This is a genomic window from Muricauda sp. MAR_2010_75, assembly GCF_000745185.1.
In the GTDB taxonomy this organism is placed as follows: domain Bacteria; phylum Bacteroidota; class Bacteroidia; order Flavobacteriales; family Flavobacteriaceae; genus Flagellimonas.
Window position 1 is genome coordinate 1,760,740 of record NZ_JQNJ01000001.1, and the last position, 16,917, is coordinate 1,777,656.

A 16,917-nucleotide genomic window follows, 5' to 3' on the forward strand; every position below is an offset into this window, starting at 1 on the left:
ATGAAAGCATCACATTGTATCATATTTATTTGTGTGTTGACCGGCTTTTACGGAAATGCACAATTCTTTTTATCTCCTGAAGAGCGGGATAGCATAAACAGATATGGAAGAATAAACCATGAAGACATGATGGAACAGTTGGGCATCACGGAATTAAGGCGTGGCCGAACTCCTGATCAGTCTGCCGAGAATGCGGCCAACTATGATCAGTCAAAAGCGGATCCATGCCCAGAATTGCCTGAGATATTGGTGACCAATAAGGGCAAAAAAGTCAAGGATGCGGAGGATTGGTGGACTATACGCCGACCAGAGCTAGTTGAGGACTTTGAACGTGAGGTATATGGTAGATCGCCCAAAAACATTCCAGATGTTACTTGGACCGTAAAGGTGGAGGACAAAGAATTTGTCCGTAGAACACCTGTTGTGGTAAAACAATTGGTGGGTCATGTGGACAATAGTTCCTATTCTTCCATCAATGTGGACATTAATGCTATATTGGTGGTTCCTGCCAATGTTGAGGGGCCAGTGCCCGTTTTGATTATGTTCGGGCGACCTTCGTTTCCTGCCCCTGCACAACCTTCGGAAGAGGATATGGAAACCCTCAATGCTTCTTTTAAGGAGTTGATGGTCAAGCACGACCCTAAATTAAAAGCGATATTCGATAAATACCCAGCATATAGTCCCATTACAAGACTGCCTGGTCCAAATTTCTGGGAACCTTTACCTGAAGGTGATCTTCCCTCAACAGAACAATTGCTGAATGCAGGTTGGGGTTATGTCACACTTGACCCATCGAGCATACAAGCCGATAATTCTGCCGGGCTTACCCAAGGGATCATTGGCTTGGTCAACAAAGGGCAACCCCGTAAACGCGATGAATGGGGAGCGTTGCGTGCTTGGGGATGGGGAGCCAGTCGAGTTCTGGATTACTTGGAAACCGATGCCATGGTTGATGCCAAAAAAGTGGGTATTGAAGGCGTATCTCGTTATGGGAAGGCCGCTTTGGTCACCATGGCCTTTGACCAACGCTTTGCTACAGGTTTGATTGGGTCATCAGGTAAGGGTGGTGTAACACTACATCGACGTTCGTATGGCGAATCCGTTGAGAACTTGGCAGGAATGGGTGCATCACACTGGATGTCAGGGAATTATATGAAATATGCCGCCGCCAAGTCCACTTTTGGAAGTAAAACAGGATGCGATTTACCTGTTGATTCCCATGAGTTGATTGCACTCTGTGCACCAAGGCCCACATTTATTAGCTATGGCATTCCCGAGCAAGGAGATGCCCATTGGTTGGACCAAAAAGGAAGTTATATGGCTACTATAGCGGCCGGTGAAGTTTTCAAATTATTGGGCGCAAAGGATCTTGGCGTTTCCAACGATTATTTAAAGGAAGAAATGCCGCCTCACAACACCGATATGCTGGATGGGGAATTGGCGTGGCGCCAGCATGATGGCGGACATACGGATTGGCCCAACATGAAATATTTTATCCCTTGGGCCAATAAATTCTTGGAGTATCAGAAAGCACCCCGCTAAACGGGAATAAATTTATTTACTCTCAATTTCAACGGTAGCCAATTCCAAACCGCTGGAGGCCGCCGTTATTTTAATTACTCCGGGTTGTCCATCTTTTGATCTTACAATTCCCAATGCCAATCCGCTAAAGGCATTTCTTTTGGGTGAAGGAAACTCGGTCATATCGCATGGGTTTCCATTATCGGTTGCTATTAACGCTCCCGGACCATCAACGGTAAATTCAATTTCATTTTCAGCATTGGCCACAAAATTTCCGTCTTCATCCAGCACCCTTACAGTTATGTAGGCCAAATCCAAGCCATCGGAATTAATGGTATTTCTGTCTACCTCTGCTTCTAGTTTTGTTGGAACACCGGTAGTTTTTACAATTTCCTCAGCCCAAACCTTACCGTTTTTATAGGAAACTGCCTTTAGTTCCCCTGGTTGATATAGTACATCATCCCATCGTAACCGGTATTCAAATTCCCCTTTTTTCCTTTTTCCAAGTGATTTACCATTTAGAAACAATTCTACCTCATCGCCAGAAGTGAAGATATGCACTGGCGTAACCTTGCCAACCCGGTCGGGCCAGTTCCAGTGGGGTAAAATATGCACCATGGGCAGGTTGGGTCGCCAACGGGCTTGGTACAGGTAGTACCTATCTTTGGGAAAACCTGCCAAATCAATAATGCCATTGTACGAGCTTCTACAATTATAGTATGGGGTGGGTTCTCCCAGATAATCAAATCCGGTCCAAACAAACTCTCCGGCCGAATAAGGATGTTTATCGAGTGAAGCAAAAACCTTATCGGCAGAGGATCCAAAATCCACTGCATACAGCTCATAGGCACTTACTTGTGAAATACGATCATCCTTGCCATTTCCGTTTAACATTGGGGCACTTGTTTTATCCGTTACGGGAAACAAATAGATTCCTCGACTACTGGCTGCAGAAGCTGTTTCGCTGCTCAAAATCACTTTATCGGGAAATTTTTCATGGAAAGGTCCATATTGTGGCTTTGTTTTTATGCGATTTGTAACCTTGTCGAAAACTGGGTCTTGTCGGATACCCTCACCTTGATAATTGAAGCTGATCACATCCATCACCGTTGGAAACGGCATATCGGATTTTGCCCAATTCATGGCGCTTGTCGTTAAACGTGTGGGGTCTTCATCTTTGATTACTTCAACTAATTTCCTTCCTATATCAGCGCCCTCTTCATCAGTGTATTGCTCGCCTACTTCATTGCCGTAACTCCAAATGATTATGGATGGGTGATTTTTATCGCGACGTACCATGGCCCGTGCATCGGCTTCATACCAATCTGGAAAAATTAAATGAAAATCGTGCGGCGTTTTTTTACGTTCCCAAGAATCGAAAACTTCATCAATGACCAAAAAACCCATTTCATCACATAAATCCAACAATTCCGGTGCTGGTGGATTATGAGCCATTCGGATGGCATTACACCCCATTTCTTTCAAGATCTCCAATTTGCGTTCTGCGGCTCGAACATTAAATGCAGCACCCAATGCGCCCAAATCGTGATGTTCATTGACCCCTTTTATTTTAACTAACTCACCATTTACCAGAATGCCTTGATTTGGGTCGAACTCCAATGAGCGAAGTCCAAAAGAGGTATCGTATGAATCGATGACTTTTCCATTTTTTGAAATTGTCGTAATGGCTTTATATAAGTTTGGTGTTTGTGTTGGAGGTGGGCCCCATAGTTTGGGATTTTTAATGGTTGTATTGCCAGATATTTTTTTTGATTTTCCCGAAGCTATTGTCAAAGTCTCTTTTGGCAGCAATGCAACCACCGATACACTATCCTCCAAAGCATAAATTTTGGTAACCACATCAATTTCGGCACTTGTTTCAGAATCATTGTCCACGGAAACAGAAAAATCCACTGTCGCAGAATCCTCTGAAACATTGTGGGTTGAAACGGTTGTTCCCCAATGTGCTATATGCACTTTATTGGTTTTGGTCAACCAAATATTGCGATAAATGCCCGCTCCTGGATACCAACGCGCAGAATGGTTGGGATTATCCACACGAATAGCCAATTGATTATCGCCTTCAAAATTAAGATAAGGCGTTAAATCCAGCCGCCATGAATTATATCCGTATGGCCAACCGCCCACTAAATTCCCATTTAACCAAACCATGGCGTATGACATGATTCCATCTACATCTAAAAAAACGGACTTATTTTTATCAGTGTTTGTAATGTCAATTTTTTTGCGATACCAAGCTACGCCATTACTCGGTAAACGTCCCATTCCACCAGTGACTTCGGCAGTATCACCTTCTTGAAAAGGCCCTTTTATGGCCCAATCGTGGGGGATGGTAACTTTCTCCCAGTCATCGTCATTAAAAGCGCTTTGCACAAACGGAAAATCCATGCCAGGATTTCCCTCAGGCCTTATGTGATGAGTGGATTTATCCTTAATAAAAGCATTTGCAGTTGGTAAAATATATGGTTTCAATACTTTTTCTGATGCTTTTAATTTTTCTGCTTCCGTTGCAGGTGTATCGGCGGCTTTTGAGTCGTTAACATTGGTTACTTCTGGACGGACGTCATAATATAAATCATCAGCAACTGTAGAAGATTCATATTTAAAAAATCTCCAATCTTGATTGATTGAAATATGCTCCCTGGTTTTTTGGATTGTTTTTGTTGCAGGATTTGGATTGCAGGCTGCAAGAAATAAGAGCGCTATTGTTACGAAATAATGATTTGTTCTTTGAATCATTTTTTGGAATTGAGTATGAATCATGTGCTGCTTCCTCAAGATAATGAATAAAAGTTGATGATTTTTGAATAAGAAAACCGCCTGCCAAAAGCAAAGCGGTCCTCGCCGAAATTACAACTTCGTCAACTATGCGTTGAATTCTTTTATATTTCAAATGCAACTATTGAGTGCATTTTTTGAGAATATCTCTTCTATTTATTTAAATGATTTAAAGATACACAATATTCTGTAAATGCAATCGGTTGCATAATTTTTTTGAGGATCAATTTAAAATCACTAATCTTACGAAAATCATTGCCCAAATCTGATCAGATTACCGAGGGTAATTTTTGATTCGAACACGAAAACTAAACAAGAAGATGCGAAAAATTAAAGAGCTCATAACAATCTTAATTGTTATCCTAAATATTAATTGTAGTAGCAACGACACCAATGAGGTTGGAGGACCTACACTAGTACCCGATCCAACGGACCCTACCGTTTTACAGTTAGATGCTTCTATAATTTCTCCGACAGAGGTTGAACAAAACATAAGCGGTTTTGGTGCTGCAACAGTTTTTAGACTGGATAGTCCACTGGGCGCTTCGGATATGGATAAATTATTTGGAACGGGAGAGGGACAAATAGGCCTATCAATTTTGAGAATTCGGGTGGCTACTGATGATTTTGCAAGAGATATTGAGTTGGAACACGCACAACTGGCTGCAGCCAGAGGAGCCAAAATTATGGCCACACCTTGGAGCCCACCAGCCGAAATGAAAACCAATAACGACTTGGTCAGTGGATCATTAAAACCAGAGTCTTATGAGGACTATGCCAATTATTTAAATGATTTTGCGGCGTATATGGAAACTAATGGTGTTGCTCTTGAGGCAATCGGTATTCAAAATGAAGGAGACTATCAGGTAAGTTATGAGTCTTGTGATTGGACAGCTGCCCAAGTGCGGGATTTTGTCCGGGACTATGGACAACTTATTACCAATACCAAAGTCATATCCCCAGAATCATTTCAATTTAGGCATGAGCATACAGATTTAATGCTAAACGATCCGCAAGCAGTAGACAACGTTGATATTGTAGGTGGACACATTTACGGGACACAAGTTCAAGATTACCCTTATCCTTTGGCGTTGGAAAAAGGAAAAGAGCTCTGGATGACCGAGCATTACACGACCAGTGATAGAAGTGCAAATTTATGGCCAGATGCCCTGCTGGTCGGGAAAGAAATTCATAACAGCATGGTAATAGGTCAATACAGTGCGTACATCTGGTGGTACGGCAAACGGTATTATGGTTTTATTGGCGATGGGGAAGAAGGTACAGGAAACGGAGTTGTCACCAAGCGAGGGTATGTAATGGCAAACTTTTCAAAATTCATTCGACCTGGTTATACAAGAATCGATGCTGATGAAAGCCCTCAAACTGATGTATCTGTAAGTGCCTACTCTGGTGACGGAAAAACGGTTATTGTAGCCATAAACGAATCAGACCAAAACAAGGAACAGCAGTTCGTGATTACAGGAACGACCAGCACCAGCGTTACCCCATACATTACCAGTGGTGCCAAAAACCTTGAGGTTCAAGAAACGGTTGACATTGAATCAAGCATAGATGCATTTTTGTATGTATTGCCCCCCAATAGTATTACAACTTTTGTCACTGACTAATATATGGAATATTAGTAAATTAAGGATGATTAATAGCAATGAAAAAAGTTGGTTTGGTAATGTACATACAGATTCTTTATATCTTCAAAAGCCATGCTTTTCAAGTTTTAGCTTTTATAACGTTGCTATGTTTCAGTTGCGTCAACTCCGAGAAAAATAATCCTTCTAAGACTAATGTTGAAACCAATCGTGTTCCTGAAAATAGTAAGAATACGACTCAGGAGATGATCAACGACATCCGGCAAAGAATTGAAGCCATGGAAGTGGAAAGCGTTCCCTACATCTTCAACAATCAAAAAGCATCCATTCTTGGGAAAAGAATCCAGTCAACTCGGGGAAATGAACAATTAAATCTAATGCTCACCTATGGTTTGGAGTTGTTGAACGCCGGGAAAACAGATGAATCCATAGCGAATTTAAACCGCGTTCTGCAAGTTGTTGAGAGCAATAATGTAGAGTCAAAGGAAGAGTTGGTCTATTATCTTAAAAAACAATTGGCCATTGCCTACATGCGCAAAGCTGAGCAGGACAATTGCATTGCAAATCACACCAATGAATCGTGTATCATTCCCATTAGTCCCAAAGCGCAACATGTTTTAAAAGATGGGGCACAGCAATCCATTGTTTTGCTAAATGAATTACTTGCCATCAACCCGAATGATTTGGAGTGTCAATATTTGTTGAATATAGCCAATATGACCTTGGGTCAGTATCCTGAAAAAGTTCCAAGGAAATTTAGAATTCCAGAGTCGCACTTTTCCAATTCCGCAAATATTCCGCACTTTACGGATATAGCCATGGATTTGGGAGTGGATGTTAACCAACTATCAGGAGGTACTTGTGTGGATGATTTTAATGGTGATGGCTATTTGGACATCATTGCATCTTCCTGGGGACTGAATGACCAAATCAAATATTTTGAGAATGATGGAATGGGAGGTTTTTCAGACAAAACCATCGAGGCCGGACTGAAAGGCGTTACGGGTGGTCTGAATTTAAGACACGCCGATTACGACAATGACGGCCTTATGGATTTTATGATCTTAAGAGGTGCATGGTTGTCCATTTTTGGAAGTATTCCGAACTCTTTGATGCGAAATAATGGCGACGGCACTTTTACCGATGTGACCAAGGCCGCTGGAGTATATTCCCTTAACCCGACACAGACCGCCGTTTGGACCGATGTCAATCTGGATGGTTGGCTCGATTTATTCATTGCCAACGAATGGTCCGAAGCGAAACAAAGCTTTTGTGAACTGTTTTTGAACAATGGGGACGGAACCTTCCAAAATATTGCCAAAGAAGCGGGGATTACTGTGCCGGGCTTTTTTAAAGGAGTGGCCAGTGGTGATGTAAACAATGATTTATATCCCGATCTGTATTTATCCGATTATGATGGCTTAAACACCTTGTATATCAACACCACAAAAGAAAGAGGGAAACCTTCCTTCAAAATTGCAAATGAAAATGCTGGCGTTGCAGAACCAAAATTGAGTTTTCCCACCTGGTTTTTCGATTATAATAATGATGGTTTTGAAGATATTTTTGTTTCAGGGTATTCTTCTTCCGAAGTATTGCCGTCCGAAATGCTGCTTAGAAATCTCAAGACCAACACCTCCGAATATCGACCACTATTATATCAGAATAATGGGGATAACACCTTTACAGAAGTCTCCATAAAAGCCAACCTGACGGAACCCATCGCCACTATGGGCTGTAATTTTGGCGACTTGGACAATGATGGCTTTTTAGACTTTTATTTGGCAACGGGAGATCCTGATTTCTTCTCCATCGTACCCAACAAAATGTACCGCAATGTGAATGGTGAAAATTTTGAAGATGTCACCTACAGTGGTGGTTTTGGGCATATTCAAAAAGGGCATGCCATTGGTTTTGGGGATATGGATATGGATGGCGACCAAGATATTTACGCGGTTATGGGCGGGGCAGTGGAAGGCGACGTGTTTCGAAACCTACTTTTTGAAAATCCCATGGGCAACACCAACAATTGGATCAATATTGTGTTGGAGGGGAAGCAAAGCAATCGGTCTGCGATTGGAGCCAAAATAATCATTACCATTAAAGAAGGTTCAAAAGAACGCAAAATTTATAACACGGTTGATTCCGGAGCGAGTTTTGGGGGCAATAGTTTAATGGCTGAAATTGGTTTGGGGCAAGCCGAGGTTATCAAACAATTGGAGATCAAATGGCCGCATCATACAAGGCCGGTTTCTATTTTCAACAATGTGGAGGTGAACCAAACGATACAAATTGTTGAGGGTGGAGAAATTCAAAAACACAATCTTCCGGCATTTTCATTCAAGAGAAAAATGGCTGAACATCAACACCACTAACCCTTGTTCCTTTTAAAAATGGTCAACGTTTCATCATTATTGGCAATCAAAAAGCACCCTTCTCCACCAATGGTTATTTTTTTCATGTCCTTGACGTTACCCTGGGTAAAAAAGCTATTGTCCGTGTAGGGAACCAGATTTCCTTTGGAATCACCAAGAAGGATATAACCGGTGTTGGCATCGTAGCGAATGGTTTCCACTTCTGCCTCGTAAATGTTTCCAACACCTAAAACATCTAAATGGCCATCTTGGTTTATATCGGTCACTTCAAAGGCCATGGTTGGCCCAAATTGAGCCGTTGTAGGGAGCTTTTGCACTTCAAATGAGCCATTGCCCTTGTTTTTTAAATAAACACTGCCAAACTCATGTGCTTGTTTGTGGTAGGCGGCATTCAACTCCTCCTCTCCGTAAATATCAATCAGGGTAGAATTGGCGAACTCTTTATACGTCTGGATTTTTTCGCTGACAAAAGGGTTTTGTTCCGTGGAACATTCCTTGCCCCGAACCGGAACCAGATTCCCTTTGTATTCCTTGCTCAATACCATATCGTATTTTCCATCGGCATCAAAATTGGTAGAATAGATGTGGAGCGCCTTTTCTTTGGTAGGATGGAACTTGTTGTTATCGCCTAGATTCCCCACCAGATAATCCATCTTACCATCCTTGTCCAAATCCACTTCTGTAATGGTGTTCCACCAGCCCTCAGTGTCATTTAATGTTGTAAGGGATGCTTTGGTAAATTTTCCGCTTTGGTTGTTAAAAAAGGTAATGGGAAACCACTCCCCAACAACCGCTAAATCTTGATCCCCGTCCCCGTCATAATCCGTAAACAGTAAATTGTTCACAATGCCTATCTCCGAAAGTTCTGGAGCCAGTTCTTCCGTTGCATCCATATAGCGGCCATTTTCATTTTTGAGCACATAGGTCTTGGATGAGAGCGGATATTTTCCGGGAATTACCTGTCCACCTACTACTAAGTCCAAGTCGCCATCTCTATCAATATCATGGGCCACAACAGCTTTGGTAACCCCTAACATCTTGGGGAGCTTATTGGATGTTGAAAAGTTACCTTTTCCATCGTTTGTGTATATCCTGTCTTGAAGCAACCTATTGTTTTCTCCAACTTCGTAACCGCCGCTGCCCACATACAAGTCCAAATCGCCATCGCCATCAGCATCAAAGAACAGCGCAGTGACATCTTCGTATTTGCGCTCCCTTAAAAACAAAGATTCATTGGCCTTTTTGAATTTTCCATCTGGAGTTTGAATATACGTTTCCCCAGCTTGGTCCAATGCACCTCCTACATAAAAGTCCTCCAGTCCATCCCCATTGACATCAGCAACTGCTATTGCGGGACCTTTTTGGGACTGTTTTTGTGGGAGCAAGGTCTGTAAATCAAAGTCATTAAAACTGTTCTCCTGGTGATGGTAGGTTATTTCTAAACTGCTTGGGTCAACTCCGGTAAAATTTCGAGAAACTTTTTCCGGTGTAACACCATCAAACTTGAAATCTTTTTTATCGAAAATAAGCGTCTGATTAGCCTTGACATTGTCCATTGCTAATACCGAATTATCCCCCCAAGTGACTTCAATGCGGTTAATCATTTCTTCATCACCCAGACCAAAATTCAGCTGATATCCCATGGAAGATTGGTATCCCCGGGATGGAAACAGTTCTTGATACTGTGTTTTTTCCTTGGAATAGACTTTGACCTTGGCACCAACTGCCTTTACATTGTTTTCAGCGCCAATGAGTTTAATGTTGATGTAGTTATTGGTTGAATTGTTTTTGTATACAGTCGCCTCATCGGACATATTGTTCATGACCAAATCCAGGTCACCATCATTGTCCAAATCGGCATAGGCAACCCCATTGGTGTTTATTTTTTTGTCCAATCCCCATCTTTCTATCATTTTTTCAAAGGTAAAATCCCCATTATTTCTGTAGATATAGTTGGCAATTTTTTCAGAGGGCATAATGCTCATCATCTCTTGAACCGTCATGGCGCCCTTCTCTTTTTGTTGCCGAACGGATTCTTTTTTATAATCTTGGTTGCCCAGTTCCCGTTCTATTCCGTTGGAAACAAAAATGTCTTTATAACCATCGTTATCAAAATCGGCAATTAAGGGCGCCCAGCTCCAATCTGTTTTTGAGATGCCTGCCAATTGGCCTATATCACTAAAAGAACCATTGCCATTGTTCAATTGAAGCGTATTGGCCATATAGGAATGGGGATAACCTGCTTCCACCATGTTCCAAAAGCCTTGGGTGTTCATGGATGCCATATTTTCTTTACCACGCCTGTGATCTTCGGCAAGCATGTCCAACACCACTAAATCTGGTAAAAGATCGTTGTTGATATCGGCATAATCAGACCCCATGCTGTTGTAGGGAATGTGCTTGAACCGGGTATTTATTTGGTCTGAAAAAGTTCCGTCTTGATTATTTATATACAAATAATCTGGGTTGATAAAATCATTGGCCACGTAGATATCCAGCCACCCATCGTTGTTGAAATCACCAATGGAAGCACTCAACCCCCATTCTTTGTTCTGAATTTTTGCTTGAAGCGTCACATCAACAAACGTATTGCCATCATTTCTAAACAAATGGTCCGAGGTTTCCCTGAAGTATTCTCTTTCTTCTCTATTCTCAATCCTATTACTTTGATCAAAATCAGGGCGATGGTTCACCAAATACATATCCAAGTCTCCATCCTTGTCATAATCAAAAAAATACGATTGAATGGAAAAACCATTCTGGTCCAACCCCCATTTTTTGGCTTCATTTTTAAAAGTCCCATCTTTTTGGTTGATGAAAAGCTTGTTTCTTCGCAGTGCATCATTTCGTAACGATGCGGATTTGCATACGTAAATATCCAACCAACCATCATTATTGATGTCTACCATGGTTACGCCAGTGGACCATCCTTCGCTATCTTCCAGACCGGCATTTTTTGTTCCATCTACAAATGTAAAATCACCCTGATTTAGGTAAAGCTTATTGGAGTTTTGGTTTGATGTAAAATAGATATCCTCTAGGCCATCATTGTTGATGTCGCCTATGGCCAATCCCCCTCCATTGAAGGCATATACATATTCGATGTAATTAAAATCGATGTCTTGCTTAACCGTATTTTTAAAATTAATCCCTGTTTGTGTGCTTGGAACCAATGAAAATAGGGTGGTGGCGTTTGAAGTTTTTTTCTTTTTGACACCGGAGTCATTGCAGCTAGTCACTACTGCACAAAGGAATATATAAAACCAATTTTTAGATATCCATGCCATTTGGAGATACTTTTATTAAATATAAAAGAAAAGGCTGTCATTTGACAGCCTTTACAATTGTTACGTATACTATGTAATACGGATAAGATTCACTTTCTTTAAATTCAATACTACGTGCGTTTAATGCTATTCATCTTCAGGCGGAGCCAAAAGACTTACATCATCAACAAAATAAACGGCATCTAGAGTAGCTCCGAGGTCCAACACAATACCGGTTTGTGTGCTATTCGCGGTGAATATCCATTCCACTTTTTGCCATTCTGTTGTTACGGTTACATCTCCTTGGTATTGGGCATCCCCGTTACCTGTTGTTGACATTCTTATAACACCACCATTTCCTGGGCCTACTGCAGCTTTAATCCATAGGCTTGCCGTATATTCCACACCATCTACGGTAGCAACAGCGTCACTTGCCAACTGGGTTCGCCAGGCATCCCCGCCAAATCCTACGGCCCTAAGTGCTCTTTCACCACTCCGGACTTCATCGGCCTCTGTTGTAGCGGTCAGTAAATCGGCACCATTGAATTTACTCCAGTTGGTGAAGTCATCTCCATCTCCTTCTTCAAACCCTCCGTTGAGCAAAATTTCCGTAGGCTGTGGTCCTGAAAGACCTGTGGCGACCAAGGTTACGTTGTCCACAAAATATACAGCATCGGCTATAACACCAAGGTCTAATACTGCCCTAGCTGGGTTGGTATTGGCGGTAAATACCCACTCAATCTGCTGCCACTCCGTGGTGATATCATAATTACCGCTATAGAGCGCATCCGGATTGGTTGAGAATCTAATATTTCCACCATCTCCAGGCGTTCCTGGTTGTGCTTTTATCCACATGGATAAGGTATATTCCACATCAACTTGCGTTGGAGCGGCATCACTTGCCAACTGAGTTCTCCAAGCGTCTCCACCAGCCCCCACGGCACGTAGGGATCTACCATAATAGGCTTCACCAGAGGTGGTAGTAGCTGTCATACCATCACCACCATTAAATTTGGACCAATTGGTAAAATCATCACCATCACCTAGTTCAAAACCGCCATTTAAAAGTAAATTTTCACCAACATAAAATTTTCCAGGTGCTGTAGCTTCTCCTCCAGAGGTAACAACTGTGATGGGAGCATCTAAATTTTCCTCAAGACCTGCTGGAACAGTAATTGTCAATTCCGTAGCAGTTGACGAAACCACACTTGCTTCAATCTCCCCAATGGTCACCGACTGAAGATTATCCAAAGAGGTTCCTGCAATTGTTACTTCTCCTCCTTCCGGTGCGGCATTGGTTGATAGTGCTGTAATAATTGGAAATGGTCTTGGAACTACTTCAATGTTGCGTTCTACTATGTACCCATCAGGCATTACCAACGTAACTTTTCCGCTACCAATAGCTGCATTTGAAGGCAACGTAAAAGTTAATATTTCTCCATCTAATTGAAAGGGAATTTGGTTGTTTTCTAAAAATACAAATAGAACTGCACCAAAATTGCTCCCTTCCATGGTAACTTGATCACCGGGATAAAAATTTTCTGACGCAACGCTAGTCACAGTTACCACTGGAGTGGAATCGTCTTCTTCGCAACTTAAGGCAAAAACGATTGCAACGACGGCTAGAAAATTACCTACGTATTTTAAGGCTTTTGACATGATTTTCGTTTTTTTAGTTAGTTTATGTTATGTTCAATTATGTGGGTTATACAAGAGTTACTGAAATCAGTAATCCAAACGATTACTGCTATGGAAGCATCTGAAGATATATTTGGTCATGTTGTGAAGTTTTAAATTAGCATGGTTAATTAATCTGATTATAACAAAAAAGTATGAGCAAAAATCTCAATATGGTAAATATACATAATAAACATTATGATGCAATCGATTGCGTAGTTTTTTTTCTTAAATATTCTCTTTTTTTCGGTGAATTGGCTTTTTTCAAGAATTGATTCGAAAAATAGTCAGTTGTCGGTTATTGTTCGCAATGATGACATACGACTCATTTTTAACATTAACTAGCTCCATGCTTTTGGCATTCAGGTCATTATAAAAACTTACGTCTTTGTATGGCTTAAAGCCGCCTTTGGAATCCCCTAAAAGGACATAACCAATGTTTGCATCGTAGCGTACGGTTTCTACTTCAGTTTCATGTATGGCACCAGCTCCAATAACATCCATGTTTCCATCTCCGTTTACATCAACAAATACAAAAGATATGGTAGGTCCCAATTGGGCATATTTGGGCAAGTGCCGTATTGTAAAGTTTCCATTCCCGTTATTTTCAAGATAAACCGATTCAAACTCATTCACTTGTTTATGGTATGAATCTTCCAGCACTTCCCTTCCATAAATATCTTGTAAAGTGGAATTGGCAAATTCCTTGTAGGATTTTATCTTTTCACTTACAAACGGGTTTTGTTGGGTGGAGCATTCCTTACCCCTGACCGGCACTAATTGACCTTGGTAATTTTTACTGAGGAACATATCATAATTGCTATCATCGCCCAGATTGGTGCCATAAACATGAAGTGGTTTTTCGGGGGATGGATGAAACTTATTATTACCACCTAAATTCCCTACAAAGTAATCGAGGTCGCCATCTTGGTCAAAGTCAATTTCGGCAATGGTGTTCCACCAACCACTGGTATCCTCAAAATCTTTTAGTTCCGTTCTCGTAAAAAGGCCATTGGTGTTGCTGAAAATGGTTATGGGCATCCACTCACCGGCAATAACCAAATCCTTGTCACCATCTTGATCGTAATCAGAGAACAGAAAATCATTAATAATCCCTAGATTTTTGAACTCAGGGGCAACCGTTTGCGTTACATCGATAAACTGAGAACCTGTGTTTTCCAAAATATAGGAAGCAGAAGGCAATGGATATTTACCAGGGACAACATTACCTCCCACAAACAAATCCCAATCCCCATCGGCGTCATAATCAAACGAGGCAATGGCTTTGGTATTTGAAATCAGTCGTGGCAGGTTGTTTGAACGTGTAAAGTTTCCATTTCCATCATTCAGGTACAATCTATCTTGGAGGAGGGGGTCGAGCTCATCCAATTCATACCCCCCACTAGCTATATACAAATCGAGATCTTGATCGTTATCGGCATCAAAAAAGTGTGCGCCGATATCTTCATAACTTTTGTCGTTTTCAAAAACTGATTGGTCCAATCTATCAAATGTGCCATTTGTATTTTGAAGATAAACTTGAGCGGGTTGATTGAACGCCCCGCCTAAAAATAAGTCATCCAAGCCATCATTATTGATATCGGCTTTTGCAAATGCGGGTCCTTTTTCGGATTGTTTTTGGGGCAACAGAACTTGTTTCGAAAAATCATTAAACTCATTTTCCTGGTGCCTGTACCCAATACCTAATTCCTCAGGATTTACCCTGCTAAAATTATTTGAAAATGTATACTGGTATTCAGGGGTTTTGGGTTTTGAATCTTTTTGGTTGAAGATTAGTGTCTGGTTTGCTGCAACATTTTCATCCACCGTCATACGCCCATTATCCCAAATTATCTCTATCCTTTTGATATTGGTTTCATTCCCAAGTCCAAAATTTAAAGTAGGAGAAACAGAGGATTGATATCCCCTGGACAGGAACAACTCTTGGTATTGGGAGGTCTTATCGGTATACACCTTCACCTTGGCTCCTATGGCATTGATATTACGCTCATTTCCAACTAATTTAATTGATAAAAAGTTATTGCTTGCATTGTTTTGGTAAATGCTGGCCTCATCATCCAGATTGTTCATGACCAAATCCAAATCGCCGTCATTATCCAAATCCCCATAAGCGGCACCATTGGAATTTACGGTTTGATTAAAACCCCAAATCGAGGTTGCTTTGGAGAATGCCAAATCCCCATCATTTTTAAAGGCATAGTTCTGAAGCTTTTCGGAGGGCATTCTGTCCAAAATTTGCTGAATGGACATATTTTTGATGGAATCTTGCTGGTTGTCCAAGAAATTACCAAAGTCTTGGTTAGCAATTTCGCGTTTAATACCGTTGGTAATGAAGATGTCCTTGAGGCCATCGCAATCAAAGTCAGCTAAAAGAGGCCCCCAGCTCCAATCGGTTTTGGATACACCCGCCAATTGCCCAATATCACTAAAATATCCGTTTCCATTATTCAAATTGAGCATATTGGACATATACGGAAAATGGTAACCAGACCTAACAATATACCAAAACCCGTCAGTGTTCATACTGGGCATGTTCTGTTTGCCTCTGCTGTGGTCCTCGGCAGACATGTCCAAGACCATCAAGTCCGGTAAAAGATCATTGTTGATATCAGCAATATCAGAACCCATACTACTGTATGAAATGTGTTTTAGCCGTTGATCTATTTGATTGGAAAATGTACCATTTTTATTATTGATGTAAAGTTTATCCGGAGTGATGAAATCGTTGGCCACGAAGACATCCAGCCAGCCGTCATTGTTGTAGTCACCAATGGCTGCACTAAGGCTGAATTCTTTGTTCATGATTCCACTATTGATGGTAACATCGGTAAACCTATTGCCGTCATTTCTATAGAGGTGGTCAGAGGTCTGGGGATAAAAATTCTGATCGTTTAAAATGACCTCTAGATTGATGGAGTTCAAAAAATCGACCCTGTGATTGATGAGATACATGTCCAAATCACCATCTTTATCGTAATCAAAAAAATAGGATTGGGTTGAAAACCCATCATCATCCAGTCCCCATTTTTCGGCCTCTTCTTTAAAAGTTCCATCCTTTTGATTGACAAAAAGCTTGTTCCTGCGGAGTAGATTGTTGTTCAGCGAAGCAGATTTGCATACGTAAATATCCATCCATCCGTCATTGTTGATATCGATCATGGTTGTTCCTGTGGTCCATCCTTCCGCATCCGACACGTTGGCTGCAACGGTAACATCCTCAAAGGTAAATCCGCCTTTGTTCAGGTATAATTTATTGGACTGTTGGTTGGACGTAAAATAGATGTCCTCAAGGCCATCATTATTGACATCGCCAACGGCCACACCACCTCCATTGTAGGAATAGTAATAGTTTAAAACGTTAAAATCTGCCGTTTCTGTTATTGAATTCTTGAAATGAACATTGGTCTGCTCATTGTTAAGTAATGTAAAAAGTGTATCACCACCAGCTTTTTTATTTCTGATTTTATTTTCGTGATTGCAGGAGAATAAAAAAACAAAAAACAAAACTAACGATATAAGTCCAAATCTATTTTTCATTTAAATGCTAGTTCGAATACTATTTAATATAGTGATTTTGAGTAAAAAAAGATTATGTTTTGTTCCCAAAAGAGGTATTTAACCGGGACTATTATACTTTATCTATGTTATTGG

At 41.1% G+C, this 16,917-nt stretch carries 7 protein-coding genes; 3 read left to right on the top strand and 4 right to left on the bottom strand.

Annotation, left to right across the window (positions count from 1 at the left end; translation table 11 throughout):
* The gene (locus FG28_RS07885) at positions 1-1,542 is read left to right on the top strand and encodes a hypothetical protein (protein ID WP_036386289.1); all 1,542 of its coding nucleotides are present in this window, start codon (positions 1-3) and stop codon (positions 1,540-1,542) included.
* Positions 1,543-1,554: 12 nt separating this feature from the next.
* On the opposite strand, the gene galB is transcribed toward FG28_RS07885, so the two are convergent.
* A complete protein-coding gene (gene galB / locus FG28_RS07890; RefSeq protein ID WP_036386290.1) occupies positions 1,555-4,281 on the bottom strand; it encodes a beta-galactosidase GalB in 2,727 nt (908 codons plus the stop codon).
* Positions 4,282-4,640: 359 nt separating this feature from the next.
* Here galB and FG28_RS07895 point away from each other — a divergent pair, with 359 nt between their 5' ends.
* Entirely contained in the window at positions 4,641-5,948 is a 1,308-nt protein-coding gene (locus tag FG28_RS07895; RefSeq protein ID WP_036381654.1) for a glycoside hydrolase family 30 beta sandwich domain-containing protein, read from the top strand.
* Positions 5,949-6,172: 224 nt separating this feature from the next.
* Positions 6,173-8,302: a CRTAC1 family protein gene (locus tag FG28_RS07900; protein WP_197062562.1), complete on the top strand. Its 2,130-nt coding sequence runs from the start codon at positions 6,173-6,175 to the stop codon at positions 8,300-8,302.
* Here the strand turns inward: FG28_RS07900 and FG28_RS07905 are convergent.
* From FG28_RS07905 to FG28_RS07915, 3 genes are all read right to left on the bottom strand, one after another.
* Positions 8,299-11,589, bottom strand: coding sequence for an FG-GAP-like repeat-containing protein (locus FG28_RS07905; protein ID WP_036381657.1), 3,291 nt, complete (start codon positions 11,587-11,589; stop codon positions 8,299-8,301). The genes FG28_RS07900 and FG28_RS07905 overlap by 4 nt on opposite strands.
* Positions 11,590-11,715: 126 nt before the next feature.
* Positions 11,716-13,227 carry a carbohydrate binding domain-containing protein gene (locus FG28_RS20060; protein WP_051947221.1) on the bottom strand — a complete coding sequence of 504 codons (1,512 nt, stop codon included), beginning with the start codon at positions 13,225-13,227 and terminating at the stop codon, positions 11,716-11,718.
* 282 nt (positions 13,228-13,509) lie between these two features.
* The gene (locus FG28_RS07915) at positions 13,510-16,803 is read right to left on the bottom strand and encodes a VCBS repeat-containing protein (protein WP_036381660.1); all 3,294 of its coding nucleotides are present in this window, start codon (positions 16,801-16,803) and stop codon (positions 13,510-13,512) included.
* Between the last annotated feature and the right edge of the window lie 114 nt (positions 16,804-16,917).

Bases quoted from the DNA above. Each gene is read 5' to 3' on its own strand.
- FG28_RS07885 (WP_036386289.1), top strand. From the start codon at position 1: ATGAAAGCATCACATTGTATCATATTTATTTGTGTGTTGACCGGCTTT.
- galB (WP_036386290.1), bottom strand. From the start codon at position 4,281: ATGATTCAAAGAACAAATCATTATTTCGTAACAATAGCGCTCTTATTT.
- FG28_RS07895 (WP_036381654.1), top strand. From the start codon at position 4,641: ATGCGAAAAATTAAAGAGCTCATAACAATCTTAATTGTTATCCTAAAT.
- FG28_RS07900 (WP_197062562.1), top strand. From the start codon at position 6,173: ATGATCAACGACATCCGGCAAAGAATTGAAGCCATGGAAGTGGAAAGC.
- FG28_RS07905 (WP_036381657.1), bottom strand. From the start codon at position 11,589: ATGGCATGGATATCTAAAAATTGGTTTTATATATTCCTTTGTGCAGTA.
- FG28_RS20060 (WP_051947221.1), bottom strand. From the start codon at position 13,227: ATGTCAAAAGCCTTAAAATACGTAGGTAATTTTCTAGCCGTCGTTGCA.
- FG28_RS07915 (WP_036381660.1), bottom strand. From the start codon at position 16,803: ATGAAAAATAGATTTGGACTTATATCGTTAGTTTTGTTTTTTGTTTTT.